Here is a 26,616-nt window from a genome sequence, read left to right on the forward strand (position 1 = left end):
GCGCCCCTCGGCTCACGGGCGGGGGTACGGGCTGGGCGCGCCGAAGCCAGACGGCGTGCTGCGGCCGTAAACCCCGTAGTAGGGGGAGACGGCGGGCGAGTAAGGCCCGTTGGCGCCGAAGTACACGGGGCCGTAGGAAGGCGCGTTGTTGGCGAAGCCGCCCCCGTAGTTGCCGTAGTTGCCGTAGTTGCCGTAATTGCCGTAGTCGATGTAGCTGCCGTAGGTGCCGTAATTGCCGAAATAGGGGACGCCAGGCGGATAGCCGCCCTCCGGAATGTACGGGCTGCCGATGAGCGCGAGGAGCGACGTGGCGAACGAGAGGTTCCGCTTCGTGGCGCTCAGGACCTCCGGGACGAGGTGAGAGAGCCCCGGGTGCAGCTCGGGCCCCACGATGGCCATCTGCTCCTGGAGATGGGCGAGGAACTCCCGGTGTCGATAGATCTGAACATTGACGAACGTCCAGTCGAAGCTGGGCCCCGCGAGCCCCGTGAGCTGCTGCTGATCCGCCGCGCCCTGCTCGATCAGCGCCAGGCTGATCTCGTTGTCCACCGGCGCCATGCCCATCTGCGTGAGCGCGAGCGCGAGCTGCTCGCTCGTGGCGGTGTGATGATCGAACAGCGTCTGGGCGAGCTCGAAGACGTGCGCGTCCGACGCCTTGGCCCGGGCCAATTGCGCGTCGCTGATCTCGAGCGCGTTGAAGGCGGCGAGCACCGCGGCGAGCTGCGGCATGGTGAGCGAGAAGGCCTGTGAGGTGGACTCGACCGCCTCCTCCGTGCTGTCTTCGTCCGCCGCCACCAGAACACCGTCTCCCGCCGCGACGGAGCAAGCGCTGGTCCCCGCGAGCGCGAGGGCTGCCATCCATGCAAAACGAAGAGAGTCGACTCGAATGTTCATAATTCCCCCATGTCATTGACGGAAGCGGGGCCGGCGCTGGAGCGCTCGGCGGTGATGCCTGGCCCGCCCCGTCACGTATCTTGAACTGTTGTTGGGAGACGCAAGCCGCGAGAACATCAAATAGGCAATTCTCACCAGCGCGCAGGATCGGCTGAATCGTCCGTGCCGCGCGACGGACCGGCGCAGAGGTGCCACCTCTCGACGTCGATGAACGGACGCGGGCGCCGCCCGGGCGGCGGCGCTGGAATCCCCGCGCGAGCGCGGGCGGGGGCCGGGAGCGGCGCTGTCGGAGGATCAGCGTGGTGCCATGTCCGAGCTCGACGGAGAGCGCAGGACGGAGTTCGCCGCTTTGCTGGAGGACGGGCCCGGAGTCGGGCGCTCGGTCCCCGTCACCTGGCCGCCCGGGCGGGAGAAGGACGTCAGTCGGAGCTCCTGGCCGGTTTGCGGGCCAGGACGCCGACGGTGCCATAGTAGACACCCCACGCCGACGGATCGGCCGCGAACCGGGCGTAGCCGGCGAGATCTTCCGCGCTGACCCGCCCTGTCGCGAGGTACCTGTGCTGGAGCTGGGTGGCTGAGAGGCTCATGATCTCGGACAGCGGGTGACCGCCCGGGCACAGCGGCACCTCGTTCTCGACAGCCTCGATGGCGAGCCCTCGCGACGTCAGGATCGCGGGAAGGCGCAGGCCGAGGCCGGGGTCCTTGCCGTCGGCCTCGAACATCGCGAGGATCGACCGATTGACCCGATCGAAAGCCTCGATATCCGGACCGGAGGCGCCCCTCGCCGCGGTGAAATCCGGCTCCTCGAGCACCAGGTGGCCGCCGGGCTTCAGCGCCGCGAGCATGGCGTCGAGGAGATCCTGGAAATCCGCGTTGTGGACGAGCACGTAGCGGGCGTGCACCAGATCGAAGCGCGCCGCGTGGAAGTTGAGCTGGCGGATGTCGCCCTCGATGATCCGGACGCCCGGCGGCGGAGAAGCGTCCATGAACCCGACATCGAGGTCGACCGCGACCACCTCGCCCTCGAGGCCCACGCGCTCTGCCATCCAGCAGGCGATCGACCCGGCGCCGGCTCCCACCTCGAGGCAGCTCCAGCCGGGCCCCATCCCGGACGCCTTGAGAAGGCGCCGGCTGCCGGGGTCGAAGAAGCCCTCGATCCGCCGCAGGCGCTCCAGCTCTCGCGCACGCTCCGAACCCGCAAACACGTAGCTGTCCTCGGCCATAGGAATGGACAGAATAATCGATCCCCTGGAGGAAAAGCGAACTTCTCCCTGCCGACTTCGCCCCACCTTCTTCCAGCGGCATCGATCTGTCGAGCGGCGCACAGCGGGTGAGCTGTTCGGCCCGGGCTGTAAAGCGCGCTTGTGCCGGCGATATGTCCAGACGCCTTCAAGGGAGCGCGCCGTCACCGCCGCGCGTCGAGGCGAGCAGCCTTGAGCGGAGCCACAGGAGGCCTGTCGCGGCGGGTGCGACGGCCGAGAGCTCGACGACCGCGGCGCGCAGGGGGCGCCCCTTCCCGCGCGGCTTCTGATGAGCACGCCGCTGCCCTGCCGCCGGACCTGGGCCAGCGCGGCCCGGGCGCCGTGGCGTGTGGCGCGTGTGGATCGATTCGCTCGCTCCGTGACCGGCTGAGCGCCTGTCGTCGAGCGCGCGCCGGCCGGCGTCAGGCGTTGTTCGTGTCCCGAGGGGTTAACGGCTCTCGATCGGGCGCGGCCCGATGCGCCGTTCCGGCGTCGTCTCGATCCCGAGGGCCGTATCCGGCCCCAGCATGTCGAGCGCGGGACGCTACGCCGCCAGGCTCCGGAGGCGGCCTTCGCGCGCACGGGCGCGTCCGCATCGCCGGCGGCTCGGCACGAGCCGCGAACGCAAACGACCTGGGAGACACATCATGCGAAGCATGTTTCTGGTAGTCCTGACCGCGCTGCCGCTCGTGGCCTGCGGGGGCAATCGAGGCGGAGAGGCGGCCTCGCCGGCGCCCGCACCGGCGGGCGGAGAGACCCCGGGAGCGCCCGAGAGCGGGACGCCCGGCACGGGTACGATGCCTGAAGGTGGAGGAGAGATGGGAGAGCCGGGCGGAGGCGCCCAGAGCGGGCAAGGCACCCAGGGCGGCACGCAGGAGTGGGGCAGCGGCACCCAGCGCAGGCCGGGCACCGGCGGCACGCCAGGAGGCACGCCAGGAGGCACGCCGGGCACCGGCGGCACGACGGGCGGCACGCCGAGCACGGGCGGCACGCCGGGCACCGGCGGCACGCCGGGCGGCGGGTCTATCGCGCCGCCGGGCGGCGGAACCGGCGCGCCGGGCGGGACCAGCACGCCGGGCGGCGGCAGCGGCCAGCGGGGCGGCACGCCCGGCGGCGGCAGCAAGAGCGGCGGCTCTCACACGCCGGGCGGCGGCTCGGGCCAGTAATCATCGAAGCTGAACGTCCGGACGAGCATCCCGCGGGACGAGACGGCGGGTCATCGCCCGCTGCGGTGAGCCGAGGTCCCGCCCCTCAGGCGAACGCGTTGCGCCGGACGATGGTCGCCTCGCGGTCCGCGCCGACCGAGACGACGTCGACCGGCACGCCGGTCTCCTTCTCGACCATCTCCACATACTGCCGCGCCGCCGCGGGCAGCTCCGTCATGGATCGGGCGGCGTCGATCGGCTCGCTCCACTCGGCCACCGTCTCGAGCACCGGCTTCGCCGTCGCGATGTCGTCGATCGGGAACTCCCGCGTGCGCCCCGACGGCGTGTCGTAGGCGACGCACACCTTGAGCTCCGGCATGCCGGTCAGCACGTCGAGCTTGGTGAGCGCGATCCCGTCGAGGCCGTTCACCCGCGCCGCGTAGCGCAGCGCCGGCAGGTCCAGCCACCCGGTCCGCCGCGGCCGGCCGGTCACCGAGCCGTACTCGCCGCCCACCGACCGGAGCCGCTCGCCGAGCGGGCCGTCGAGCTCGGTCGGGAACGGCCCCTCGCCCACGCGCGTGCAGTACGCCTTCGCCAGGCCGAGCACGCGGCGGATGCGCGTCGGGCCGACCCCGGCGCCGACGCACGCGCCGCCCGCGATCGCCGACGACGACGTCACGAACGGGAACGTGCCGTGATCGATGTCGAGGAGCGTCCCCTGCGCCCCCTCGAGCAGCACGCGCTCGCCGCGGCGGAGCGCGCCGTCGATGAGCTGCGACGTGTCGGCGAGCAGCGGCGTGATGCGCTTCGCCAGCGGCGTGAGCTCGTCGAGGATCGCGTCGAGCGACGGCGGCTCGCCGCCCAGGGCGCGCAGCGTCGGCGTCCACGCCTCGAGCGAGCGCGACACGAGCTGCGCGAGCCGCTTCATGTCGCGCAGATCGCCGAGCCGCGCCCCGCGCCGCGACGCCTTGTCCTCGTAGCAGGGGCCGATGCCGCGCTTGGTCGTCCCGAGCCGCACGCCGTCGGCCGCCGCCGCCTCGCGGAGCGAGTCGATGAGCGGGTGGAACGGCAAGATCAGGTGCGCGCGATCCGACACGAACAGCCGCCCCTGCGTCGAGCAGCCCCGCGCCTCCACCGCGTCGATCTCGGAGACGAGCACCCCGGGATCGACCACCATGCCCTGCGCCATCACGCAGCGGGCGTTCGAGCGGAGGATGCCGCTCGGGATGAGCCGAACGATGAGCTTCTCCCCGCCCACCACCAGCGTGTGGCCGGCGTTGGGCCCGCCGGCGTAGCGCACCACGAGGTCGGCGCTCTCCGTATAAAGGTCGACGACCTTGCCCTTGCCCTCGTCGCCCCATTGTGCGCCGACGATCACGATCGCGGTCATTCCGAAGCTCCTCTTGAATCACGTGGCCCGGCCTCGGCCCGCTCGTCACTCCGAGCGGCTCCGTCCGGGTCCAGGTTCGCCTTTACCCCAGGCTCGCTTGCCGAGCGAGCGTCTACTTGCCGCCCGGACGTCCTGCCCCCGTCTTCAGCACGATCGCCTGGGCCGCCGCGGCGTCGTCGAGCGTCGCCGGAACGGCGCTCGCGCTCGTCGCGGCCTCGCCGCCGCCGGATGTCGCCTCGACCACCAGCGCCCCGTCCCGCTCCCGCACCAGGTGGGAGAACCGCCAGGACAGCGCGTACCCCTCCGGATCCTGGTCCGGCGCGTGCGTCACGGCCGGGAGGCCCAGCCCCCGCAGCGCCGCCGCGAGCGACGCGGCGCGCTCCGGCCGCACGGCGACGAGCACCCGCAGCGCCGGCTCGTCCGCCGCGCCCGCGACGTCGCGCGCCCAGGCCATCGCGTCGAGGTTCAGCGCGAAGCCGACGGCCGGCATCGGCAGGCCGAAGCGGGAGAGCAGCATGTCGTAGCGCCCGCCCGCCGCGATCGCCTCCCCGGGGCCATCGGCCAGTATGTGAAAAATTGCACCCGTGTAGTACGCCAGCCCGCGGAGCTCGCCGAGGTCGACCCGGAGCGCCGGGCCGAGCTCGGGGCTCGCCCTCGCCGCGTCCCAGAGCGCGCGGAGCTCGGCGAGCGGCGCCTCGGCGGGCGTGCCGGTGAGCAGGCGCGTGGCGCGGTCGAAGACCGCGGCGCCGTCCGGGTCAGCCGCGCCGCCGCCCGCGAGGTCCGGCAGCGCGGCGATGGCCGCGACGATGGGGCGCGGGACGTCGGCGGCCTTCGGGCTCGCGAGCACGGCGGCGAGGCGGGAGGCGTCCTTCAGCTCGAGCACCTCCGTGACCTCGGCCCTGAGCCCCGCCGGGACGGCCTCGATCAGCGCGCGCGCGATCATCGCGTGGCCGAGGTCCACCACGAAGTGCTCCAGGCCGGCCTCCCGCGCCGCGGAGGCGGCGAGGCGGAGGATCTCGAGCTCACCGGCGAGCGTGCCGACGCCGTAGAGCTCGACGCCGGCCTGCGGGATCTGCCGGTGGCGCCGCGCCCGCCCCTGGCGGCGGCGGAGGACCGTGCCCTCGTAGCAGAGGCGGATGGGGCGGGGCGCGTCCGCGAGCCGCGTGGCCACGAGCCGCGCGATCTGCGGGGTCATGTCCGGGCGGAGCGCCGCCACCTCGCCCGACTCGGGCTCGATGAAGCGCAGCACGTCCGCGGCGTCGAGCGTGCCGAGCCCGCGCTCGAGCACCTCGGCGAACTCGAACGCGGGCAGCGAGACCGGCTGGTAGCCGCAGAGCACGAAGTGATCGAGCACGCGCTTGGCGAGCGCGCGCCGGCGCCGCGCCTCCTCCGGGAGCAGATCGCGCATCCCGGCCGGCAGCGGGTGGGCCAGCGCACGCGGCGGGGTGGAGGCGGACGGCGCTGGCCGGTCCACCTCGGGCGTCGGAACGTGGCTGTTTCCCCCTCGGGGGGCTTCCCATCGCGGAGCGTCGCTGGACATCGTGGCCCCGCTTATACCGGCTGAGCACGCGGTGCGCACGCGGCGCGCACGTCCGTTGAGCTTGCCGTGGCAAGGCCTTTGCTGGTCGGTGCGCACCACCGGGCCCGTGGGCCGGAAGCGCACGCGGCGCCCCCGACGGAGAGATGGCTCATGGCTCTGACCGCCGTTCCGACCGATGTACCGAGCGCCAGCACGAGGCCTGAGACTCCTCTGGCGCCCTGCGGTCTCACCCCGCCCGGCGCGGTCGGGTCGCGCCCCTCGCCCCGCGCCGCGAGCGCGGGGCCGTTCGCCGAGGTCATCTGTCGGGCGAAGGACGGCGATCGGGAGTCGCTCGACGAGCTCACGCGGCTCATTCGCCCGCACGTGGAGCGGCAGCTCGCGCGCTACCCCGTGTCCGACGAGGATCGGCTCGACCTCGTGCAGTCGACGCTGCTGCAGGTGGTGCGGACGATCCGCTCGTTCCGCGGCGACTCGAGCTTCACGACGTGGCTCTTCCGCGTGACGGCGAACGAGGCGCTCATGCTGATGCGGTCGCAGCGGCGGCAGCGCGCGCGCATCGTCGAGGGGCTCGACTTCGAGGAGCTCGGCCTCTTGCCGACGATGCGCAGCACGATCGGCGAGGACGACGCCGCGTCCGCGGCGGAGCGGGAGGCGTACGTCCGCGAGGCGCTCTGCGAGCTGCCGGACGACTACCGCGACGTGGTGCTCGCGCACTACCACGAGGACCTCGGCCTCCAGGAGATCGCGCAGAAGCTCGCCGTGAGCGAGAGCGCCGTCCGCTCGCGGCTCCACCGGGCGCGCGTGCGCCTGCGGGCGATCCTCAACGCGACCGCGTTCGGGCGCGAGATCGCCGAGGGCGTCGCGGCCTGAGGCGCGCGCAGGCGGCGACGTCCTGCGCGTGCGGGGAGGGAGGCTGGCCGCGCGCAGATCCGACGCGCACCACCCGGGGGGGGTGTGCAGCTAACGAACGGTGGAGAGCCTGACCGTCGCGTCGCGCCAGCGGCGGAGGACGTCCCAGAGCTCTCCCATGGTACGGAGGAGCACGTCGGGGCGGGCGTCGAGGAGCTCGTCTTGCGATGCGAAGCCGCCGAGGACGGCGATCGATCGCGCGCCCGCGCGGCGAGCGCACTCGATGTCCTGGGGGCCGTCGCCGACCATCACCATCTTGCGCGGCTGGACGCCGAGGCGCGCCGCGAGGTGGAGCAGCGGCGCCGGATCTGGCTTCTTGGCGGCGACGTCGCCGCCCGCGACCACCGCGCGGAAGCGCGCGCCGACCCCGAGCGCGGCGAGCACCGCGTCGGTGGTCGAGCGCGGCTTGTTCGTGCAGACGCAGAGCGCGAGATCGCCGAGGTCAGAGAGCCTCTCGAGCATCTCCTGCGCGCCGGGCATCCAGCGGGTGAAGTCGAGCGGGTGTCGCGCGTAGTAGTCGAGGAAGCGGCGGAGGACGTCCTCGACGCTCTCGGACGTCTCGGGGAGCCTGGCCGCGCGCGCACACAGCGCGCGCGCGCCGTCGCCCACGTACCGGACGATCACCTGCCCGGGCAGCGGGGTCCGGCCCGTCGCCACCAGCGCATGGTTCACCGCCGCCACGATGTCGCCCCGACTGTCGATCAACGTACCGTCCAGGTCGAACACGACCACCGTGGGAGTGAGCATCGCCAGAGAGCCTACGCTGGCGCCCTCGTTGACGGAAGGTACGGCGAGCACCCAGGTGTCATAGAAACCGGACACGGTGTCCATTAATTACGACTCTATGTATCGTAAATTTGACATTGGTTCGCCGGTCAGTTACCTGTTCGAGGTTTCAGCAGCCCCGCCAGGGATCGCTGGCGCCTCGAACCAGCGCGGCCGAGAGCGGGCGCCGGGGCGCGGCGCGGGGCGAAACCGCGAGGAAATAAGGACGCGTTGCCTCGGAGGGCGAGATGACGTTCAAGGAATGGAACGCGGCATGGGCAAGGGGCAGCCTCAGATCACCAACGTCATTCGCGCGCTGAGGTTTCAGGCGGGCGAGATGACCCAGGCGGAGCTGGCCGAGAAGGTCGGCGTCACCCGTCAAACCATCGTCGCCATCGAGCAGGGCCGCTACTCGCCCTCCCTCGAGGTCGCCTTCCGCATCGCGGCGGCCTTCGGCGTGCCGCTCGAGCACGTCTTTCAGTGGAAAGGTGGCGCGCCGGGCGAGCGGGGCTGAGAACAACGGTGCTTCCGGCGGCGTCGGCGCTGTGTCGGTGCAGCTCGCGAGGGCCTTTGGCGCGGAGGTCACCGGCGTCTGCAGCACGGCGGACCTGGACCTCGTGAAGTCCGTGGGGGCCGATCACGTCATCGACTACGCCGGGAGGGCTCCACCCGCGCCGGACGTGCCTGCGACGTCATCTTCGATGGGGCCGGCAGGGTGCGCGCGGTCATCGAAGGACGCTATCCGCTCGAGCGAATGGCCGAGGCCCACGCCCGTGTCGAACAAGGGCACAAGAGAGGAAGCGTCGTCGTGACCACGAGCGCCGGCGACGACGAATGCGCTGCGCGCGCGGTCGTGCTCCGCGCGTGAGGCGACACCGATGTGGAACGGGGAGCCCACGCCCAGCGCGCCTGTGCGCGTCGACGTGCAATAAGGACCGCAATTTCCGCTGGTGTGGCGCTCATGCTGGTTCGAGCGCCCGGCGCAGCTCATCCACGAAGTGCCCGCGGTCACCATGTGTCGCTGCTCCGCGCTGACCTGTCGATTTTGTGATCGAGTTGCCTCGATCCGGAGATTGCACAAGGCGTGAGCCGTGGTGAAGCGCTGACCCTGATGCAGCTCCCCGCCGCAGTTCCGCCCGACAGCCGGGCGGCGGCCGGGCGCCTCACCGGGCTCGTGATGGAGCATTCGGCGTTCGTCTGGCGCTCGCTTGTGCGGCTCGGCGTTCCGCGCGCCGACGCCGAGGACGCGGCGCAGCAGGTCTTCCTCGTGGCGGCCCGGCGGCTCGGGGACATCGAATCGGGCCGGGAGGCCGCGTTCCTGTTCAGCACGGCGCTGCGGATCGCCTCGCGCGCGCGGAGAACCCAGCAGCGGCGCCGGGAGGTGCTGGAGGAAGCGCCCTGCGAGCGCGTCGACCCGGCGCCGGACCCCGAGGAGATGATGGATCGCGCTCGCGCCCGCGCGATGCTCGATGCCATCCTCGACACGATGGCCCTCGAGCAGCGCGCTGTCTTCGTGTTGTTCGAGCTGGAGCAGATGACGACGGCGGACATCGCGGCGCTGCTCGATCTTCCGCCAGGCACGGTCGCGTCTCGCCTCCGCCGGGCGCGCGAGCACTTCCAGGCCGCCGTGAGGCGGATAGAGGCGCGGGCCCATTTCCGAGGTGAATCGCCATGACCGATCCCGAGCGCCTTCTGGACCAGAAGGGGAGTGCTCTGCGAACGACGCTCCTCCGCGCGGCGCTCGACGAGAGTCCGCCGGGCGGCCTGACCCGGCGAATGCTCGTCGCGGTCGGGGTCGGGGCTGCCGTGACGGGGACGGGGGGCGCGGCCGCGGCGGGGACGGGGGGCGCGGCCGCGGCAGGGGGCGCGGGCGCGGGGGCGGGGGGCGCGGGCGCGGCAGGGGGCGCGGCCGCGGCAGGGGGCGCGGCCGCGGCAGGGGGCGCGGCCGCGGCAGGGGGCGCGGGCGCGGCAGGGGGCGCGGCCGCGGCAGGGGGCGCGGGCGCGGGCGCGGGGGCGGGGGGCGCGGCCGCGGCGGGGGGCGCGGGCGCGGGGGCGGGGGGCGCGGCCGCGGCGGGGGGCGCGGGGGCGGCAGGGGGCGCGGCCGCGGGGGCGGGGGGCGCGGCCGCGGCGGGGGCGAGCGCCGCGCTGAAGGTGGCGGCCGTGGCGGGCGGGAGCGGGATCTTGAGCGCGCTCGGGATCGGCGCGCTCGCGGGGGTCCTCACGCTCGGGGTCGCGGAATGGACGCACGTCGACGCGCCGATGCCCGCGAGGCGCGCTCAGGAGGCGTCCAGCGCGCCGGCTGCGCTCGCCGCGCCACGCGCGCCTGGCGCGGCCGAGGCGGAGCTGCACGAGCGCGTCCCGGAGGAGCAGCGAGCGGACGACGCTCCGCTCATGGCCGCGCCCGCCGCCCCGGCTCCTGCCGCCCCGGCGGCGAACAGCCCGCGCGCACGCGAAAGGAACGCGCCGACGCTGGCCTCCGAGCTGGCGCTGCTCGACACCGCGCGGCGCGCGCTGCGACGCGGCGATCCAACGGCCGCCCTCGCGCTCCTGGCTCGCCACGCGCGCGAGTTCCCGAGCGCTCAGCTCTCCGACGAGGCCGCCGCGATCCGCGTCGAGGCGCTGGCGAGCAAGGGAGATCGCGCGGGCGCACACGCGGCGGCGCGGCGCTTCCTCGAGGCGCATCCGGGCAGCCCTCACGCCGATCGCGTCGAGTCGGCTGCCGGGCTCGACGCGAGCGAAGGATCCGCGCACCGGAGGAATGGCCCCTCAGATTGATACCGGAGGGGGCCTCGCCATCGCGCGGCGCAAAACCGCGTCCATGCGCTGCTGTTGCTCGGGGAGCACGGGCGCGCGCGGCGCCGGCCACGCGCCCCTGAGGTATGCTCCGACGGACCGTGCCGCCGCCGAACCAGCGCTCCGACCGCGAGCGCGTCCTTGCGTTGCTCAAACGCCACGGATGGAACGCGACCTCGTTCCAGACCCTGGAGTCCGACTTTCGCTACTGGTTCCATGGAGACGACGCCTGCGTCGCTTACGTCGATACCGGCGGCGCCTGGGTCGCCGCCGGCGCGCCGATCACGGCGGCCGAGCACCTGGCCGAGGTCGCGCAGGCGTTCGTGCAGGCGGCCGCGGCGGAGGGGCGGCGGGCGTGCCTTTTCGGCGCGGAGGCGCGGTTCTGCGAGCGGGTCTCGTGGAGCGCGATGCTCGTCGGCGAGCAGCCGGTGTGGGAACCGGCGCGCTGGAGCGGCGTGCTCCGGTCGAGCCGGAGCCTGCGCGAGCAGCTCCGCCGCGCGCGCGCGAAGGGCGTGGTCGCGCGCTCGGTGAGCCGCGGCGAGCTCGAGGACCCCGGGAGCCCGCTGCGGGGCGAGGTGGAGCGCCTCATGGCGCGCTGGGCCTCGTCGCGGCCGATGGCGCCCATGGGCTTCCTCGTGCAGCTGGAGCCGTTCTCGTTCGCGGGCGAGCGGCGCTATGTCGTGGCGGAGGCCGGAGGCGCCGTGGTCGGCTTCCTCGCAGCGGTGCCCGTGTACGCGCGGCGCGGCCTCTTTCTGGAGGACCTGCTCCGCGACCCGTCCGCGCCGAACGGCACCACGGAGCTGCTCGTCGATCAGGCGATGCGCGCCGCCGCGGCGGAGGAGTGCCTGTATGTGACGCTCGGCCTTGCGCCGCTCGCCGGGCCCGTGCGGCGCGGGCTGCGCGCGGCGCGGCGGATCGGGGCTCGCCTGTACGATTTCCAGGGGCTTTACGCGTTCAAGGCGAAGCTGCGTCCCGACGGATGGGCGCCGATTTACCTGGCGGTCCCGCCGGGCGGCCATGGCCTCGTGGCCATCTACGACACGCTCGCGGCGTTCTCGCGCGGGGGGCTCCTGCGCTTCGGGCTCGCGACGCTGCTGCGCGGGCCGGCCGTGATCTTCGAGGTGCTCGGCTGGCTGCTCGTCCCGTGGACGGCGCTGCTCGCGCTCGCGCCCGTGGCGCGGTGGTTCCCGTCACCCGCCGTGAAATGGGCGTGGGTGGCGTTCGACGTGGGCCTCGCGCCCGCCATGCTGCGGCTGAGCCGCCGGTACGGGCAGAGGCTCTCGCTGGCGCTGGCCGCGCTGGTGACCTGCGACGCGGCGCTGACGCTGGCGCAGGCGCTGCTGTTCAACGTGCCGCGGGCGCGGGGGGCGTTCGAGGCCGCGGTCGTGGCGACGGCGGTGGCGGCGCCGGCGGTCGCGGCGGCGCTGCTCTGGAGCGCGCGGATGCACAAGCCGGAGCGGCGCTTCGGATAGGCTCTTACGGCGATGAGGGGTATTCCAGGATCGTCAGAGCCGGCTCGTGCCGTGCGAATCACCTGTGTGTCGGGACGATCTTCCGGATCGTCCCGTCGTCGTTGTAGTAGGCGCGATCGACGCACGTGGATCGCCGGTAGCTGCCGCCGGTCGGCAGCGCGGCGTTGTGGTACGTGAGGTAGCTGGCCCCTTTGAACTCGAAGAGCGACTGGTGAATGGTGCTGCTGTTCGGCACCGGATCCAGGATGACGCCCCGATGTTGCCACGGCCCCTCCGGCGACGTGCTGGTCGCGTAGGAGATGCTCTCCGGGAACCCCGAAGCGTAGGTCAAATAATAGAGGCCGCCGTGCTTGGACAGAAAAGGCGCCTCGGTGTAGTCGGGGATGTTCTTGAGCACGTGAATCTGCGCGTCGCCGAGGCTGCGGTTCTGCATCTTCCCGCTGCCGTCGGTCGTGTAGGTCTCACCCTTCAGGTGGATCATGTCGTCCTCGAGCTCGACCCAGTACAAGACCCCATTCCCCCAGTACATGTAGGCCCGGCCGTCGTCGTCGACGAACACCGTCGGATCGAGGTTTCGCCACGAATGGTCCGCCGTGCCGGCGGTGTCGGCCAGGAAGACGAGCGGGATCCCCCGTGCGTCCTTGAACGGCCCTTCCGGCTTGTCCGCGACCGCGACGCCGATCGAGATCCCGTAGTCGGACTGGCCGCCCTCCACCGGCGCGTAGAAGTAGAACTTCGGGTTACCGTCCTCGTCGTCGCGTTCGACCACCTGAGCGGCATTGGCGTTGCCCGTCGAGTCGCCGCCGTGAGCCCAGGAGAACACATTGTAGCGCATCACCGCGCCCTTGTTCTCCCAGTGGATCATGTCGGACGATGTCCAGAGCCGCCAGTCGAACATGCGGTAGCCCTCTGCACCCTCGGCCTGCTCGTCATGGCCGGTATAGAGGTAGACCTTGTTGTCCCAGACCATGGCCGCGCCGTCCGCGGTGAAGATGTAGTCTCCGGGACCGCTGGTCGGATCTGGCGCATCGTGCTTGATGATGGGGTTGTCGAACTCTGCCGGGGGCGGCGTGTTGCCTGCGCCGCCGCCGCCTTCCGCGCCGCCGCTGCCGCCTGCGCCGCCGCCGCCTGCGCCGCCGCTGCCGCTGCCGCCTGCGCCGCCGCTGCCCACCGTGCCACTGCTGACGCCCTCACCTCCGCTGCCGCCTGCGCCGCTGCTGCTCGAGCTATTGCTGGAGCTCGATGACGACGTTCCTGGGCCAGAGGCCGCCGTGTCCGGCTTCTCCTCACCACCGTCGCAAGCCCCGAGCCATGCTGAAAGTAGAAGACCAGCAATCAGCTTCGAACGAGCGTAGTCCATGTCGAGCACCTCCTCATCAGCCTATCCAACACGACGATCATGGCGACGGCGAGCACCACCACGCCAAGCTGTACCGTTCGGAAGTCCAGTACCCCACCAGTCAATGTGAGCGTTCACATTTGTGGCGTCAATTGAAAACCGGCGATCCTCGATCCCGAGCAGGGCGCAGCGGCGGCCGGTCGTAGGGCCCTCCTTCGCACCGAAGCCTGCGGGGGGAGCCGCCGGATCGTGTCAAAACGCGTGCGGCCGATCGCGCTTGACATCCAAAATGTGAACGTTCACAATCGCCAACGACTTAACCGATTCATTTGCGGGGGGCGCGTCGTGCGTTCGTGAGCCCGTGTGCCCGCGCGATCGTAGTGGGGGCTGTCGGCTCCGCCTTCCGTCGGGATGGCCACCTATCATGACTTACACGCTACAGAAGAGGTCAGGCATGCGTTCGACGAGGATGGAACTACGTTGGCTCGGCTTTTCATCGTTTGCCGCCCTGCTCGCGGCGTGTTCCGGCGGGGACCTCAACTCACCGGAAGGAAATGACGGCGGTGGCTCCGGTGACACCACATCCGTGGTGGTGGGCAGCGGCGGCGCAGCCCCAGCGCCGGCGACAGGAGCCACGAGCGGCGGCGCCACGAGCGGCGGCGCCACGAGCGGCGGCGCCACGAGCAGCGGCGCCACGAGCAGCGGCGCCACGAGCGGCTCGGGTGGAGGCGCCACGACCGGAAGCGGCGGCTCGGGCGGAATCGACCCGGACACGATCACCGCCCCGGAAGGCAAGATACCGAACATTCCGATGCCGGCGAACAAGGTCAACCTGCCGCGTGACAGATGGCGAGATGGCCTGGTGTCGCCGACCCTCGAGGAGGGCCACCACCAGAACCAGCCGATCGTCATCAACGGCTACGTTCAAGGCGCCGGCAACGCCGAGATCGTCTTCTACGACATCGCCGATCCGGCCAAGCCGCAGATGCTCTCGCGCATGCAGAGCCCTGGCTTCAATCCCAGGGGAGGGCCGAAGGGCGTCGGCGAGGCGGAATCGCACCAGACCTCGCTCGGTCGCTACGGCGACAAGTTTTACCAGGTCACCACCTCGGGCACGGGCGTCGACATCTGGGACGTTACTGACGCCCGCGCGCCTCGTCACGTGAAGCTCGTCCGGCTCGAGGGCGTCAATTATGGCGACTTCACCGACGCCGTCTGGGGCATGTACTGGCAGGGCAGCGTCATCTACGTCGGCGGCACCAACACGGGCCTGCACATCCTGGACGCCGCGGATCCCGAAGACGTCAAGGTCGTGAAGAAGATCCCGATCTCGCAGTTCGGCGGCGTGAGCGCCGGCCCGCTGTGGGCCGTCGGAAATACGCTCGTCATCACGACGCCCAAGGACAACGGCGGCATCGCGACGATGGACATCAGCGATCCGATGAACCCGGTCGCGCTCGACTTCATCACCCCGAGCAAGACCTACATCTGTGGCCTGTACGGTAAGCACGTCTACGTACAGTCGCCGCTGCGCGTGTGGGACGTGCTGACCGACCCCACCGACATCGGCGCGGCCAACGCGCCCCTCGCCACGCTGCCCGACTCGGCGTTCAGGGCCAAGGGCTACCCCGCCGGGTCCGAGTACATGAGCTTCTCCGACGGCTATCTGTTCCTGGGTCACCTGCGGCCGGACGCCGGCGTTTCCAAGATCGACGTGCACAACATCAACCGGATGTCGATCCAGAGCCGCATCTGGGGCCGGCTCGAGTTCACGAACGGCGACGACCAGTTCTCGATCCCGGTCGGCAGCCTGCTGGTGCTGGCCGACGACGAGCTGCCCTACCGCGGCATGGTCATCGCCGCGCACTCCGCGGAGCCGGACACCACGCCGCCGGCGGTCGACACGGTGCTGCCGAAGAACGGGGCGACGGGTCTGTCCAGGAAGTCGCGCATCGGCCTCAGCCTCACCGACAACGTCGAGATCGCCACGGTTCACAACGGCAGCTTCATCGTAAGGCCGGTGGGCGGGCAGCAGGTGAAGGGCAAGTTCGGCCTGTACATGGGCATCGTCAACTTCGACCCCGACGAGGATCTGATGCCGAACACCACCTACGAGGTCGTCCTGCCGAAGGACGGTATGAAGGATCTCGTCGGTAACGGCATCGCGGCCGAGTTCAAGTCAACGTTCACGACCGGTCCCTGAGCCATGCGCTCGCTACCGAAGCTCCTCGGCCTGTTCGGAGGCATCTGCTCCGTGGCGGCCTGGCCGACCCTGGCGCACGCCATCACGGCCAGCGTCGCCGAGCGCGTGCCTTCGGTCGCCGGCGAGGCCGTCACGTTCGACCTGACGATCGGCGATGCGGTCGGCCCCGTGCAGGTGCGCTGGGACATGGGAGACGAGACACGCACCGAGTTCACGGTCGACGACGTGCAGCAGGTGCACACCTACGCCGCTCCGGGCCACTACCCGGTGCTGGCGACGGTCAAAGACAATGTCGGGTTCACCAGCGTTTCGTTCGTGCACACGGCGCACCGGCCGCTCGTCCCGGGCAGCGCGGCGGGCTCGACCGATCTCGTCTACGACCGGCCGAACGCGAAGGTCTACACGGCCAACTACGAGAACGACAGCGTGAGCGTGGTCGACGCGAACGCGCTGGCCAAGCTCGCGGAGGTGCCGGTGGCGCGCGGCCCGGTCGGGGTCGCGCTCACGGCGCAAGGCAAGCTGTGGGTGCTGCACCGCGACGCGCACGCTCTCACCATCATCGACACCACGTCGCTGGCGGTCGAGAGCGAGGTCATGCTGCCGTACGCGTCGCAGCCGATGGGCCTGGCGATCAGCCCGGCCGGGGACGCCGCGTACGTGACGCTGATGGCGATCGGCAAGCTGCTGAAGCTGGACGTGGCGAGCGGCGCCGTCGTGGGCGAGCTTTCGCTCGGCGGTACGCCGCGGGGCGTCTCGGTGTCGCACGACGGCTCGCAGATCTACGTCACACGCTTCATTTCCGAGGACAGCCACGGCGAGGTGGCGCGCATCGACGCGGCGACCTTCCAGGTGAGCACGCGCTTCGAGCTCGCGGCGGACACCACGACGGAGGACACGGATCAACAAGGGCGTGGCCTGCCGAACTACCTGTTTTCGGTGGGGCTCTCGCCCGACGGCATGTTCGCGTGGGTGCCGGGCAAGAAGGACAACATCTTCCGTGGTCCATTTCGCGATCAGCTCGATCTCACAGACGACAACACGGTGCGGCCGCTCGTGGCGCTGTTGAACCTCGCGGAGGGCGTTGAAGACGTCGCGCGGCGCATCGACCTGGACGATCGCAATCTACCCAACCAGGTCGTGTTCACGCCGCTCGGCGACTATGCGTTCGTCAGCGTCGCCGGCTCGGCCCTGGTGGAGGTTCGCGACGCCTACACGGGCGAATTCGTGACCGCGCTGAAAGAGACGGGCTTTGCTCCGCGCGGCCTGGCGCTCACCGAGACCGACAGGCTGTTCGTGCACGCGTCGCTCAGCCGTACGGTGGCGGTCTACGACGTCGCCGACATCGTCAGCTCGCACGACCTCATCACCAAGAAGCTGGCCGACATTCCGACCGTCGCTGCGGAGAAGCTCGATGCGCAGGTCTTGCGCGGCAAGCAGCTGTTCTTCAACTCAGCCGACATACGCATGAGCGACCAGGGCTACATCAGCTGTGCGTCGTGTCACTTCGACGGCGCGGAGGATGGGCGAGTCTGGGACTTCGGCAGCGTGGGGGAGGGGCTTCGCAACACCGTCTCGCTGCTCGGACGGCGCGGCACGGGCCACGGCAACGTCAACTGGAGCGGCAGCTTCGACGAGATCCAGGACTCTGACGATAACATCCGCCACCTGTTCGGCGGGAAGGGTTTCCTGACCGACGAGCAGCTCGCCGTGGGAACCGTCGGCACGCCGCGCGGCGACAGGAAGGCCGGTCTGAGCCCCGAGCTCGACGCGCTGGCGGCGTTCCTCGGCTCGCTCGACACGTACCACCCGAGCCCCTTTCGCGACGCCGACGGCTCGCTCACCCAGGACGGCGTCGCGGGTCGCGCCATCTTCAAGCGCCTGGGGTGCGGCTTCTGCCACACGGGCCCCGACGGAACCGACAGCGCGGGTGGCAAGCTGCACGACGTCGGCACCGTGAAGGCGTCTTCTGGGTTGCGCGCCGGTGAGCCGCTGTTCGGGATCGACACGCCGACCTTGAACGGCGTTTGGGAGACGGCGCCGTACTTGCACGACGGCTCCGCGCCAACGCTGCGCGACGTCCTCGTCACGGCCAACGCCGAAGATCGCCACGCCTTCATCAGCGCGCTCAGCGAAGCCGAGCTCGGGCAGCTCATCGCTTACGTGCAGCAGCTGGACGGCACCGTCGACCTGGAGCCGAGCGAGGATGACGGCGCGGGTGAGGAGCCGAGCGAGGAGGGCCTTGTTGGCTGCAGCGCGGCGGGCGGGCGCGGCGATCGCCACGCGCCGCTGCTCTCGTTCGCGCTCGTGGCGGGGTTGATGACGCTCGGCGCCCGCCGAGGGAGGCCCGCGTGAGGCGCACGCAGAGCCTGTGCGCGGTTTCGCTGCTGCTGGCGGCGTGCGTCGGCGAGATCGGCGGGGGCGTTGCCACAGACGACACGGGCGAGGCGACGACCGACTGGGACACGCTGCCGTCCGTGAACGCTCCCGACCCGGAGCTGTCGAACCTACCCAGGCGCGAGGCGCAGCACCGCGCGCTCTGCGCGACGCCGCGCGGCGACAGCTTCTGGCAGGCGGTGTGCGCCGCGCCCCGGCCGAACATCACGGACCTCGCCAGCTTGCTCGGCGTCGCGAAGCTCGACGAAGATCGCGCCTTCGCGCTCACCGGCAACTCCACCTCGCTCGTGAAGAGCTCGGTGTCCGCCATCAATCCGCGCCTCATCGTCTTTCCGCGCGTGACCGAGATGCGCGAGAGGCCGGCCGAAATGACCGCGCTCGGCTTCGTTCGCGGTGAGCCCTTCGTCGAGATCGTGAGCCGCGACCTCTCGACCGGTGACTACAATTTCTACCTGTTCACGTTCGAGCGGCAGTGTGATTACGACGGCAGCTGCGATCTGGCGAGCCTGCTCACCGAAGAGATAGAGCACGGCTGGACCGCGTTCAGCATTTACAGCGAGGAAGACGTCGAGAACACGTCGTTCGACTGTCGCTCGTGCCACCAGCCCGGCGGCCACGGCACGAGGAAGATCTTGCGCATGCAGGAGCTGGAGTTCCCCTGGATGCACTGGTTTCCGCAGCGCTTCGTGCAGCGCACGGAGTCCGATCGGGTGCTCACGGCGCAGTTCCTGGAAGCCCACGCAGAGGACGCGCAGTACGGCGGCATCCCCACCGCGACCATCCAGAACGCCATCGACGAGGGCAGCGGCGCGCAGCTCGAGGCATTGCTCGTGGCCGAAGGCCAGGCGGCGCAGCCGAACGCGTTCGACCCGCGCATCGAGGCCGAGGCCAAGGCCGGCTCGTCGAGCGCGATCTGGGAGAAGCAGTTCGCCGTGTCGCTGGCGGGTGATTCGATCTCGGTGCCTTACCCGCTCGTGGACGTGACGGATCCCGCGCTCCGCGCGGAGCGGACCCGGTCCTACCTCGACGTGGTGACGGGCGCGGCCCCGCGACAATCCCTGCTCGATTTGCGCGACCTCTTCTCCGCGGACGCCAAGGTGAAGCTCGGCCTGGTGCCGCCGCCGGGGGCGAGCGGGCGCGCCGTGCTCACGCAGCTCTGCTCGCGCTGTCACGACGGTCGCGGGAACCCGGCGCTGAACCGCGCCAAGTTCAACGTGAAGGACCTGGACGGCATGTCGCGAGAGGCGAAGGACAAGGCCATCTTCCGCTTGCAGGAGCCCGCGACCTCGCCGCTGCGCATGCCGCCGTGGCGCGCCGCCGACGCGCTGCCCCCCGCGGAGCTCGCCGCGGCCATCGAAGAGCTGGCCAAGTAGCGCCGTCCGCGCGACCGCCGCGCGCCAGTTTGGGATTGACGCCGGAAATGTGAGCGCTCACATTCGGCGCTCCAGGGCCTGCATTGCCTTGCCCGCTTCGCGCTGGCGTGACGTACCCGAGGGGCACCGTGTACCACGAAAAGAAAGCCGTCTGGCGCTTCCATGTCTTCTGCTTGCTCTCGAGCGTCGCGATGCTGGCGTGCGGCGAAGAGAGCGGCGGCGCGGCGCAAGCCGCGGGCTCGGGCAGCTCGAGCGTGTCAGCGGCCAGCGGGCGTCGACCAGCGTGACCGCTGGGTCAGGTGGCGCTGCCAGCGGCAGCGGCGGCGCCGACGTGAGCGACGGCGGAATGGGCGGAGCGGGCGCGGGGGGAGCAGGGGACGGCGGCGCCGGAGCGGGCGGAGCCGGTGGCTCGCCGCTCCCGCCGATCACCGATGACTCCGCCGAGGGGCCGTTCGCGACGACGGTGGAGCGGAGCGCGGGGCCCAGCGGAAACTTACACGATCTTCAGGCCTGAACGCCTGGGTGAAGGCGGCTTCTTGCATGCGCCGATCCTCTTCGGCCCCGGGATCAATACGCAGGTGACCAGCTACACAGGCTCTCCTGTCGAACTTCGCATCTCACGGCTTCGTGGTGAGCCGCGCAGCCCCGCGCCCATCCCGTCGGTCGTTTGGGGAATGTCGCGATCGGCCGCGTCGTCGTGTGCCGGCGTACGGATCTCGCGTGCTCTTCGGGATATCTATCTTGCAACGCCGGGCGCGCTCTGGATACAATCCAGCATCTAGCGAATGACAGAGGATGGATTGGGGGAAACCGGGCGGCTCAGGGCAGAGATCGCGGCGCTGCGCGCGCGCGTCGAGGAGCTGGAGAGCGCGCTGGCGGAGCGGTCGAGCGGCGGCGCGGCCGGGGGAGCAGCGCGGCCCGACGCGGCGAGCGCGGACGCTCACGCCGCCTGCGGCGCGCTCGCGTGGCTGCTGACCCCGGCGCCGGCGCTGATCCACTGGCGTCCCGATGGCGTGGTGACGCGCTGGAACGATGGCGCCGAACGTGTCTTCGGCTGGAGCGAGGGCGAGGCCGTCGGCCGCAGGCTCTCCGAGCTCGTGGGCGCAGATCCCGTGTCCCCGGACGCGGTGCGTGCGCTCGTGCTCGACTGGGCGGAGAACCGGTTCGCCTCGGCCACGAGCGAGGGCAGGACGAAAGACGGGCAGGCGCGCCTCTTCCGGTGGACCTACGCGGCGCTGCGCGACGACGGCGGCGGCGCGCGTGAGATCGCGGCGATCGTCGAGGACGCCGGCGAGCCACCGTGGAGGGAGGACGTGCTGCTCGGGCGGCTTCAGCTGCTCCTCCAGCTGCTGGACCACTCGCGCAATTCGATCTTCGTCAAGGACACCGACGGGCGCTATGTCTTCGCCAACCGAGCTCACGCCGAGGTTTTCCAGAGGCACGTCGTCGAGGTGATCGGCAAGGATGAATTCGAGTTGAGCCCCCTGGCCCCCGAGGCCATCGAGGAGGTCGCGGCGAGAGAGCACGGTGTGATGGCCGGGGGAAAGGCGATGCAGTACGAAGAGGTCCTGCTGCTCGGCGACACGAGCATTCATTTCTCCACCGTCAAGTTCCCGATCCTCGACGGGCGCGGCGAGCCGATCGGCCTCGGCGGCGTCGTCACCAACACCACCTCGCTGAGGCACGCGGAGGCCGAGCGGGCCGCGCTGCAGGAGAAGATCATCGTCGCCCAGCAGGCGGCCCTCCGGGAGCTGTCCACGCCGCTCATCCCGATCGCCGACCGGGTGGTCGCGATGCCGCTCGTGGGGACGATCGACAGCGCGCGCGCAGCGCAGATCATGGAGACGCTGCTGTCCGGCATCAGCAGCCAGAGCGCGCACACCGCGATCCTGGACGTCACCGGCGTGCGCGCGGTCGACGAGCACGTCGCCGATGCGCTGACGCGGACAGCGCGCGCCGCCCAGCTGCTCGGCACGCGCGTGGTGCTCACCGGCGTGCGCCCGGAGGTGGCGCAGACGCTGGTCACCCTCGGCGCGGATCTGTCCGGTATCACCACGCTGGGCACCCTGCAAAGCGGCATCGCGCACGCCCTCCGCCACCCGGGGAACCAGCGGTCAGCGGGTTGAATCCGTCTGGGAGAGCAGGAGCTCGGGCCGCCTGGCCGGGAGGCTACCAGCGCCCGCCGGATCGGTTACGTTGTCAGGATCCCATGACGATCGACGCCTCTCCCGGCGCGCCCATCCCGTCGGTGCTGTCGAAGCTCGACGAGATCCGGCAGCGCATGGCCTCCCACACCGATCGGGACGACGAGCGGCGGATCCTGGAGATCCTCGCGGGCTCGACCGCCGTCGAGCTCGATCAGCTGCTCCTCCAGCTCGATCTGCCCGCCCTGCTCGGAGACATCGACGATCGCCTCATCGGGCCCGACAACCGCACGGCGCTGCTCGATCTCCTGACCGCCGAGCGCCTCGGCGACCTCGGGATCCCGGCGCGCGCGGCGCTCGTCTCGGCGCTGCAGCGCGGCCGGACGGGGAGCCTCGACGAGCGGGCGCTGCGCCGCCTCTGGCTCGGCACGCGCGGCGCGGACGTCACGCGGCTCAAGAACGCGCTCGACGGCCGCGGCGGCTACCGCGACCTTCACCAGCTCTTCTACCACGATATCGACGACGACTCCCTGCGCGAGGAGCTCCTCGCGCACTTCGCGCAGGAGGCGGCCTCAGGCTCGGTCTCGGGGCGCGAGGTGAAGATCCTGTCCGATATCGACGATACGTTCTATGCGAACTGGAAGGACGCCCGGTACCCGAAGAAGACCGTCTATCCCGGCGTCCTGCAGTTCTATGCGGAGCTCGACCGCGGCCCTGGCCCCGTGCCCGGGCGGGCCGGCGATCTGACCTTCGTCACCGCCCGCCCCGGCGACCGCCTCGGCCTCGTCGAGGACGCGACCATCAAGGCGCTCGCCGAGCGCGGTCAGCTCGCCGCGACCGTGCTCGCGGGCTCGTTCACGCGCCTCATCGGCAACCGCACGATCGCGGAGAAGAAGCTCGAGAACTTCCTCGAGTACCGGCGGCTGTACCCCGAGTACGATTTCGTCTTCGTCGGCGACAGCGGGCAGGGCGATATTCACTTCGGCCAGCGCATGCTCGAGCTCGCGCCGGAAGTGGTCAGGGCGATCTTCATCCACGACGTGGTCGCGACACCCGATCTCGCGCGGAGGGAGCTCGCGACCTCCGGCGTTCACCTGTTCGATACCTACATCGGCGCCGCGCTCGTGGCCCTCGAGCTCGGCCTCCTCGGCCCCGAGGGCGCGGCGCGCGTGGCCGAGGCCACGATAGCGGCGTTCGCTGCGATCCCGTTCCCGTCGCAGGCGGACCAGGAGCCGCGCCGCCTCGAGATGGCGCGCGACGTCGCGCGGCTGAACGAGGTGCTGCCGCCTTCGCTGCGGACAGGACAGCCGTGAAGGGGCAGGGGGTATCAGGCTAGCCGCGCCGAGAGCCGCCCGGGCCTCGAAATGGTAGACCGACAGGCATCATGGGCGGCGAGGGACGTCTGCTTGCGTGGTTCTTCGAGGCATGATCAGGCGCGTCGAGAACGGCGAGCGATGCCCAGACGCAGCCCCGGGCCTCCCCCCCGCTCAGGCCGCGGCGAGCGCGGCGACGAAGCGGTCGATCTCGGATTCGTCGTTGTAATAATGAACCGAGGCGCGCACCAGATCGGGAATCCCGCGATCCTCGAAGTCGAGCAGCGTCCCGGAGGCGGTCGATACGCTGACATGGATCGCCTGCGCGCCGAGCCGCGCCTTGATGGCCGTGGCGTCCTCGCCGGCCCGGGTGAAGGTCACGATGCCGCAGCGCCGCTCGCCGAGGTCGCGCACGGCGACCCCGGGGAGCTCGGAGAGCCGCTCGCGCAGGCGCTCGGCCAGCGCACCTACCCGGTCGCGGATCGCCGGCAGGCCCAGCCGGAGCGCATACTCCGCGGCCGCGCCGAGCCCGAGCCGGCCGGCGACATAGCTCTCCCAGTTCTCGAAGCGCCGGGCGTCGGGCCGCAGCTCGTAGCGATCCGGCGCGGTCCAGCGGGCCGCGTGGAGATCGAGGAACGGCGGCTCCAGCCGGTCGAGCAGCGCGCGACGGACATAGAGAAAGCCGGTGCCGCGCGGCCCGCGCAGGTACTTGCGCCCGGTCGCCGACAGGAGATCGCAGCCGATCGCCTCGACGTCGATCGGCAGCTGCCCCACCGACTGGCAAGCATCGAGCAGGAAGGGCACGCCCGCCGACCGGGCGCGACGGCCGATCTCCTCCGCCGGGTTGACCAGCCCGCCGTTCGTGGGGACGTGGGTGACGGCGATCAGCTTGACCCGCTCGTCGAGCAGGCGATCGAGCGCGGACAGCGATACCGCGCCGCGCTCGTCGCTCGGGACAGGGACGATCTCCGCGCCGGTGCGCCGCGCGACCTGCAGGAACGCGATGTAGTTCGAGGCGTACTCGGTCCGCGCGGTCAGGATGCGATCGCCAGGGCCGAAGCGGAGCGAGTAGAACGCCATGTCCCAGGCGCGCGTGGCGTTCTCGACCAGCGCGATCTCGCCGGGCGCCGCGCCGATCAGCCGGGCGATCGCGCCGTAGACCGCCTCGAGCCGCTCGCCCGCCTCCGCCTCGGCCTCGTAGCCGCCGAGGGTCGCCTCGCGGCGCAGGTGCTCGACCACCGTGTCGACCACCACGGCCGGAGGCAGCGAGGAACCCGCGTTGTTGAAGTGAAGGACGCTGGCGCAGGCCGGGGTGTCGCGGCGCAGCGCGGCGATATCCATCGTCATGACGTCGTCTCCTCGAGAGGCCGACACGCTGCCGGCTGGGCGGCTCCACGTCAATCGCGGCGGCTCGCCGGTGGAGCGCGGTGAGGGCTATTCCATCAGCCCGCTGCGCAGCTCGCTCGGGGAGTAGCCGAGCATGCGGCGGCAGGTCCGCGAGAAGTGCGCGAGGTCGGCGAACCCCGCGGCGTGGGCGGCGCCGGTCGCGTCGAGCCGCGCGAACGCCCCGAGCGCGACGAGCAGCCGGCGCCAGAGCTGGAAGGTGCGGATGGGCAGCCCCACGTCGCGCACGAACAGCGCCTGCAGGTGCGCCTCGGAGACCCCGGCGCGCGAGACCGCGTGGCGCCGGTCCGCGGCCGGATCGCGCAGCGCCTCGAGGACGCGGGCGACCCGCCCATCCAGGGCGACGCGCGGCGACTCCCTCGCGAGCCAGGACGCGACCTCGCGCGCGAGGCCGCCGAGCACGTCGGGGCGCGACAGGGACGCGCGGTGCGCCGCCACGGCCCCGTCGAGGCGCGTGAGGAGCCGGCCTTCGAGCGGACAGGGGCCGCCGCGCAAGCGCGCATGAGCCGCCACGTGCGGCATCTCCTGGGGGTCGTACAGGAACCCGAGCGTCGCTCCGGGGCTCGCGGCGGCGTGCCACAGGTCGGGGGGCACCACGACCGCGCGCCCGCGCACGACCGCGCCGCCCGGCTCGGTCACGGTCACCTCGCGCTCGATCCCCACAAGGAGCGCCGCGCCGTGCTCGGCGTGGGGGGTCGACCTCATCGCCGTCGAGGCGCGCACCGCGAAGGCGTCCGCGATCACGGCGCCGATCCGGGATTCGTTCAAGCGACCCACGTACCCTGATCCTACCCTGGCCTCCGCTGGAGGTCGTGAGTGATGAACCTGTTCTCGGAAGAGATGCGCCGCAACCCTTACCCCGCGTACGACCAGCTCCGGAGCCGCTCTCCCGTGCTCCACTACGCGCCGTCCGACGCGTGGATGATCTTCGATTACGACGGCGTGAAGCGGGCGCTCCACGATCACGAGGCGTTCAGCTCGGTCGTGTCGCCGCCGGGCACCAGGACCGCCGAGTGGCTCATCTTCTCCGACCCTCCGCGCCACACCAAGCTGCGCGCGATCGTCCTGCGGGCCTTCACCCCGCGCGCGGTCGCGGGGCTCGAGCCGCGCATCCGCCGGCTGTCGCGCGAGCTCCTGGACCGGACGATCGAGAGCGGCCAGATGGACCTCGCCGAGGACTACACGGTCCCGCTCCCCCTCCTGGTGATCGCCGAGATGCTCGGCGCCCCGATCGCGGACCAGCCGCGGTTCAAGCGCTGGAGCGACGTGATCCTGGACCTCAGCACCACGGCCTCCGGCAGCGCGGAGGCGGCCCGGGTGCTCGACGAGTTCGCCGCGGTGACGGCCGAGATGCAGGCCTACCTGAGAGGCCTCATCGAGCAGCGGCGGGCGGCGCCCGAGGATGACCTCCTGACCAGGCTCGTCGAGGCCGAGGTGGACGGAGAGCGGTTGAACGAGGACGAGATCCTCGGCTTCTTCCAGCTCCTCCTCGTGGCCGGCCACGAGACGACAACGAACCTGATCGGCAATGCGATGCTGTGTTTCCTCGAGCACCCGGACGAGCTCGCCCGCCTCCGCGCCGCGCCCGATCTGCTGCCCTCCGCGATCGAGGAGGTGCTGCGCTACCGCTCGCCGGTCCAGGCGATGTTCCGCGTGACGAGGCGCGATGTCCCGATGCACGGCCAGGTGATCCCCGCCGGCAAGGCGGTGCTGGCGATGATCGGCTCGGCCAACCGAGATGCGCAGCAATTCTGCGACCCTGACCGCTTCGACATCGGGCGCGATCCCAACCCGCACATCGCGTTCGGGCACGGCATTCACTTCTGTATCGGGGCGCCGCTCTCGCGCCTCGAGGCGAGGGTCGCGCTCTCCGATCTGGTCGCGCGGCTCGGCGGCCTCGAGCTCGCGAGCGACGCGCCGTGGGAGCCGCGCCGGGCGATCCACGTGCACGGCCCGACCCGCCTGCCGATCCGCTTCACGCCGGGGCCGCGCCTCGGCGGCGCTCCAGGCTGATGCCTGCCGGCCTGATGCCCGCCGGCCTCACCCGCTCCGCCGTGCGTTCCGGCGAACGCAGCCGCTGTACAGCGATAGACGCCTGAATCCGCCGCGTCGCCGAGCTCGGGCGGGCGCGCCGCGCGCGGCTCGGACGCCGGCGACGCGGGACAGCTGTGGCGTCATCGCCGCTCCTCGCACCGGTGGCACCACCCTTGCTGAATCCGATGGCGCTGATGGCGCCGGCGTCGACCGCATGAACGACGCTGACGGCGCCCAGCGGACCGCCGTCCCGCGGCCGAGGT

General features: G+C 71.4%; 20 protein-coding genes and 1 pseudogene. 13 read left to right on the forward strand and 8 right to left on the reverse strand.

Translation table 11 applies throughout. From position 1 onward, the window contains the following. Positions 1–12: 12 nt before the first annotated feature. Together WMF27_RS44900 and WMF27_RS44905 are read right to left on the reverse strand one after the other, a co-directional pair. On the reverse strand, positions 13–858 hold the full coding sequence (locus tag WMF27_RS44900) for a DUF4142 domain-containing protein (RefSeq protein ID WP_437762731.1): 846 nt from the start codon (positions 856–858) through the stop codon (positions 13–15). A 455-nt stretch (positions 859–1,313) separates the two neighbouring features. Further along, entirely contained in the window at positions 1,314–2,117 is an 804-nt protein-coding gene (locus WMF27_RS44905; RefSeq protein WP_437762730.1) for a class I SAM-dependent methyltransferase, read from the reverse strand. A gap of 665 nt (positions 2,118–2,782) precedes the next feature. On the opposite strand from WMF27_RS44905, the gene WMF27_RS44910 reads away from it, so the two are divergent. After that, positions 2,783–3,301, forward strand: coding sequence for a hypothetical protein (locus WMF27_RS44910; RefSeq protein ID WP_437762729.1), 519 nt, complete (start codon positions 2,783–2,785; stop codon positions 3,299–3,301). Between the two features lie 85 nt (positions 3,302–3,386). Here WMF27_RS44910 and WMF27_RS44915 read toward each other — a convergent pair whose 3' ends face one another. Next, positions 3,387–4,670, reverse strand: a complete 1,284-nt coding sequence (locus WMF27_RS44915) for an adenylosuccinate synthase (protein ID WP_437762728.1) — start codon at positions 4,668–4,670, stop codon at positions 3,387–3,389. Positions 4,671–4,782: 112 nt separating this feature from the next. Further along, positions 4,783–6,210 carry an ATP phosphoribosyltransferase regulatory subunit gene (locus WMF27_RS44920; RefSeq protein ID WP_437762727.1) on the reverse strand — a complete coding sequence of 476 codons (1,428 nt, stop codon included), beginning with the start codon at positions 6,208–6,210 and terminating at the stop codon, positions 4,783–4,785. A 150-nt stretch (positions 6,211–6,360) separates the two neighbouring features. Here WMF27_RS44920 and WMF27_RS44925 point away from each other — a divergent pair, with 150 nt between their 5' ends. Next, complete coding sequence (locus tag WMF27_RS44925) at positions 6,361–7,080, forward strand: RNA polymerase sigma factor (RefSeq protein ID WP_437762726.1); 720 nt, start codon at positions 6,361–6,363, stop codon at positions 7,078–7,080. 90 nt (positions 7,081–7,170) lie between these two features. Here WMF27_RS44925 and WMF27_RS44930 read toward each other — a convergent pair whose 3' ends face one another. Next, the gene (locus WMF27_RS44930) at positions 7,171–7,941 is read right to left on the reverse strand and encodes an HAD family hydrolase (RefSeq protein ID WP_437762725.1); all 771 of its coding nucleotides are present in this window, start codon (positions 7,939–7,941) and stop codon (positions 7,171–7,173) included. Between the two features lie 217 nt (positions 7,942–8,158). Here WMF27_RS44930 and WMF27_RS44935 point away from each other — a divergent pair, with 217 nt between their 5' ends. From WMF27_RS44935 to WMF27_RS44955, 5 genes and pseudogenes are all read left to right on the forward strand, one after another. Further along, positions 8,159–8,398 carry a helix-turn-helix transcriptional regulator gene (locus tag WMF27_RS44935; protein ID WP_437769929.1) on the forward strand — a complete coding sequence of 80 codons (240 nt, stop codon included), beginning with the start codon at positions 8,159–8,161 and terminating at the stop codon, positions 8,396–8,398. 7 nt (positions 8,399–8,405) lie between these two features. Then, positions 8,406–8,752, forward strand: a pseudogene (locus tag WMF27_RS44940) (zinc-binding dehydrogenase); the annotation flags it as partial. 216 nt (positions 8,753–8,968) lie between these two features. Then, positions 8,969–9,559, forward strand: a complete 591-nt coding sequence (locus WMF27_RS44945) for an RNA polymerase sigma factor (RefSeq protein ID WP_437762724.1) — start codon at positions 8,969–8,971, stop codon at positions 9,557–9,559. Further along, on the forward strand, positions 9,556–10,659 hold the full coding sequence (locus WMF27_RS44950; protein ID WP_437762723.1) for a hypothetical protein: 1,104 nt from the start codon (positions 9,556–9,558) through the stop codon (positions 10,657–10,659). The genes WMF27_RS44945 and WMF27_RS44950 overlap by 4 nt, the downstream gene beginning before the upstream one ends. 104 nt (positions 10,660–10,763) lie before the next feature. Next, complete coding sequence (locus WMF27_RS44955; protein WP_437762722.1) at positions 10,764–12,149, forward strand: phosphatidylglycerol lysyltransferase domain-containing protein; 1,386 nt, start codon at positions 10,764–10,766, stop codon at positions 12,147–12,149. 58 nt (positions 12,150–12,207) lie between these two features. Here WMF27_RS44955 and WMF27_RS44960 read toward each other — a convergent pair whose 3' ends face one another. Continuing rightward, positions 12,208–13,509: a glycoside hydrolase family 43 protein gene (locus tag WMF27_RS44960; protein ID WP_437762721.1), complete on the reverse strand. Its 1,302-nt coding sequence runs from the start codon at positions 13,507–13,509 to the stop codon at positions 12,208–12,210. Between the two features lie 433 nt (positions 13,510–13,942). Here WMF27_RS44960 and WMF27_RS44965 point away from each other — a divergent pair, with 433 nt between their 5' ends. The 5 genes from WMF27_RS44965 (at position 13,943) to WMF27_RS44985 (ending at position 22,915) form a co-directional block, all read left to right on the forward strand. Next, positions 13,943–15,691 carry an Ig-like domain-containing protein gene (locus WMF27_RS44965; protein WP_437762720.1) on the forward strand — a complete coding sequence of 583 codons (1,749 nt, stop codon included), beginning with the start codon at positions 13,943–13,945 and terminating at the stop codon, positions 15,689–15,691. A 3-nt stretch (positions 15,692–15,694) separates the two neighbouring features. After that, positions 15,695–18,043, forward strand: coding sequence for a PKD domain-containing protein (locus WMF27_RS44970; protein ID WP_437762719.1), 2,349 nt, complete (start codon positions 15,695–15,697; stop codon positions 18,041–18,043). Then, on the forward strand, positions 18,040–19,458 hold the full coding sequence (locus WMF27_RS44975) for a c-type cytochrome (protein ID WP_437762718.1): 1,419 nt from the start codon (positions 18,040–18,042) through the stop codon (positions 19,456–19,458). The genes WMF27_RS44970 and WMF27_RS44975 overlap by 4 nt, the downstream gene beginning before the upstream one ends. Before the next feature lie 785 nt (positions 19,459–20,243). Further along, entirely contained in the window at positions 20,244–21,584 is a 1,341-nt protein-coding gene (locus WMF27_RS44980) for a PAS domain-containing protein (RefSeq protein ID WP_437762717.1), read from the forward strand. Positions 21,585–21,667: 83 nt separating this feature from the next. Further along, positions 21,668–22,915 (forward strand): phosphatase domain-containing protein, encoded by a 1,248-nt coding sequence (locus WMF27_RS44985; protein ID WP_437762716.1) that lies wholly within the window; start codon positions 21,668–21,670, stop codon positions 22,913–22,915. Between the two features lie 174 nt (positions 22,916–23,089). Here the strand turns inward: WMF27_RS44985 and WMF27_RS44990 are convergent, their stop codons facing one another. Both WMF27_RS44990 and WMF27_RS44995 read right to left on the reverse strand, forming a co-directional pair. Then, positions 23,090–24,262: an aminotransferase class V-fold PLP-dependent enzyme gene (locus WMF27_RS44990; protein ID WP_437762715.1), complete on the reverse strand. Its 1,173-nt coding sequence runs from the start codon at positions 24,260–24,262 to the stop codon at positions 23,090–23,092. Between the two features lie 87 nt (positions 24,263–24,349). After that, a complete protein-coding gene (locus WMF27_RS44995; protein ID WP_437762714.1) occupies positions 24,350–25,096 on the reverse strand; it encodes a helix-turn-helix domain-containing protein in 747 nt (248 codons plus the stop codon). 42 nt (positions 25,097–25,138) lie between these two features. Between WMF27_RS44995 and WMF27_RS45000 the strand changes: the two genes are divergently transcribed. Continuing rightward, positions 25,139–26,332 (forward strand): cytochrome P450, encoded by a 1,194-nt coding sequence (locus WMF27_RS45000; protein ID WP_437762713.1) that lies wholly within the window; start codon positions 25,139–25,141, stop codon positions 26,330–26,332. Positions 26,333–26,616 lie beyond the last annotated feature (284 nt).

This window comes from Sorangium sp. So ce281 (assembly GCF_051527395.1).
GTDB classification, from domain to species: Bacteria; Myxococcota_A; Polyangia; order Polyangiales; family Polyangiaceae; genus Sorangium; species Sorangium cellulosum_B.

Coding starts and splice junctions, on each gene's coding strand:
- WMF27_RS44920 (WP_437762727.1), bottom strand. CDS start 6,210: ATGTCCAGCGACGCTCCGCGATGGGAAGCCCCCCGAGGGGGAAACAGC.
- WMF27_RS44910 (WP_437762729.1), top strand. CDS start 2,783: ATGCGAAGCATGTTTCTGGTAGTCCTGACCGCGCTGCCGCTCGTGGCC.
- WMF27_RS44965 (WP_437762720.1), top strand. CDS start 13,943: ATGCGTTCGACGAGGATGGAACTACGTTGGCTCGGCTTTTCATCGTTT.
- WMF27_RS44990 (WP_437762715.1), bottom strand. CDS start 24,262: ATGACGATGGATATCGCCGCGCTGCGCCGCGACACCCCGGCCTGCGCC.
- WMF27_RS44905 (WP_437762730.1), bottom strand. CDS start 2,117: ATGGCCGAGGACAGCTACGTGTTTGCGGGTTCGGAGCGTGCGCGAGAG.
- WMF27_RS44925 (WP_437762726.1), top strand. CDS start 6,361: ATGGCTCTGACCGCCGTTCCGACCGATGTACCGAGCGCCAGCACGAGG.
- WMF27_RS44960 (WP_437762721.1), bottom strand. CDS start 13,509: ATGGACTACGCTCGTTCGAAGCTGATTGCTGGTCTTCTACTTTCAGCA.
- WMF27_RS44970 (WP_437762719.1), top strand. CDS start 15,695: ATGCGCTCGCTACCGAAGCTCCTCGGCCTGTTCGGAGGCATCTGCTCC.
- WMF27_RS44955 (WP_437762722.1), top strand. CDS start 10,764: ATGCTCCGACGGACCGTGCCGCCGCCGAACCAGCGCTCCGACCGCGAG.
- WMF27_RS44985 (WP_437762716.1), top strand. CDS start 21,668: ATGACGATCGACGCCTCTCCCGGCGCGCCCATCCCGTCGGTGCTGTCG.
- WMF27_RS44935 (WP_437769929.1), top strand. CDS start 8,159: ATGGGCAAGGGGCAGCCTCAGATCACCAACGTCATTCGCGCGCTGAGG.
- WMF27_RS44900 (WP_437762731.1), bottom strand. CDS start 858: ATGGCAGCCCTCGCGCTCGCGGGGACCAGCGCTTGCTCCGTCGCGGCG.
- WMF27_RS44950 (WP_437762723.1), top strand. CDS start 9,556: ATGACCGATCCCGAGCGCCTTCTGGACCAGAAGGGGAGTGCTCTGCGA.
- WMF27_RS44980 (WP_437762717.1), top strand. CDS start 20,244: ATGACAGAGGATGGATTGGGGGAAACCGGGCGGCTCAGGGCAGAGATC.
- WMF27_RS44915 (WP_437762728.1), bottom strand. CDS start 4,670: ATGACCGCGATCGTGATCGTCGGCGCACAATGGGGCGACGAGGGCAAG.
- WMF27_RS45000 (WP_437762713.1), top strand. CDS start 25,139: ATGAACCTGTTCTCGGAAGAGATGCGCCGCAACCCTTACCCCGCGTAC.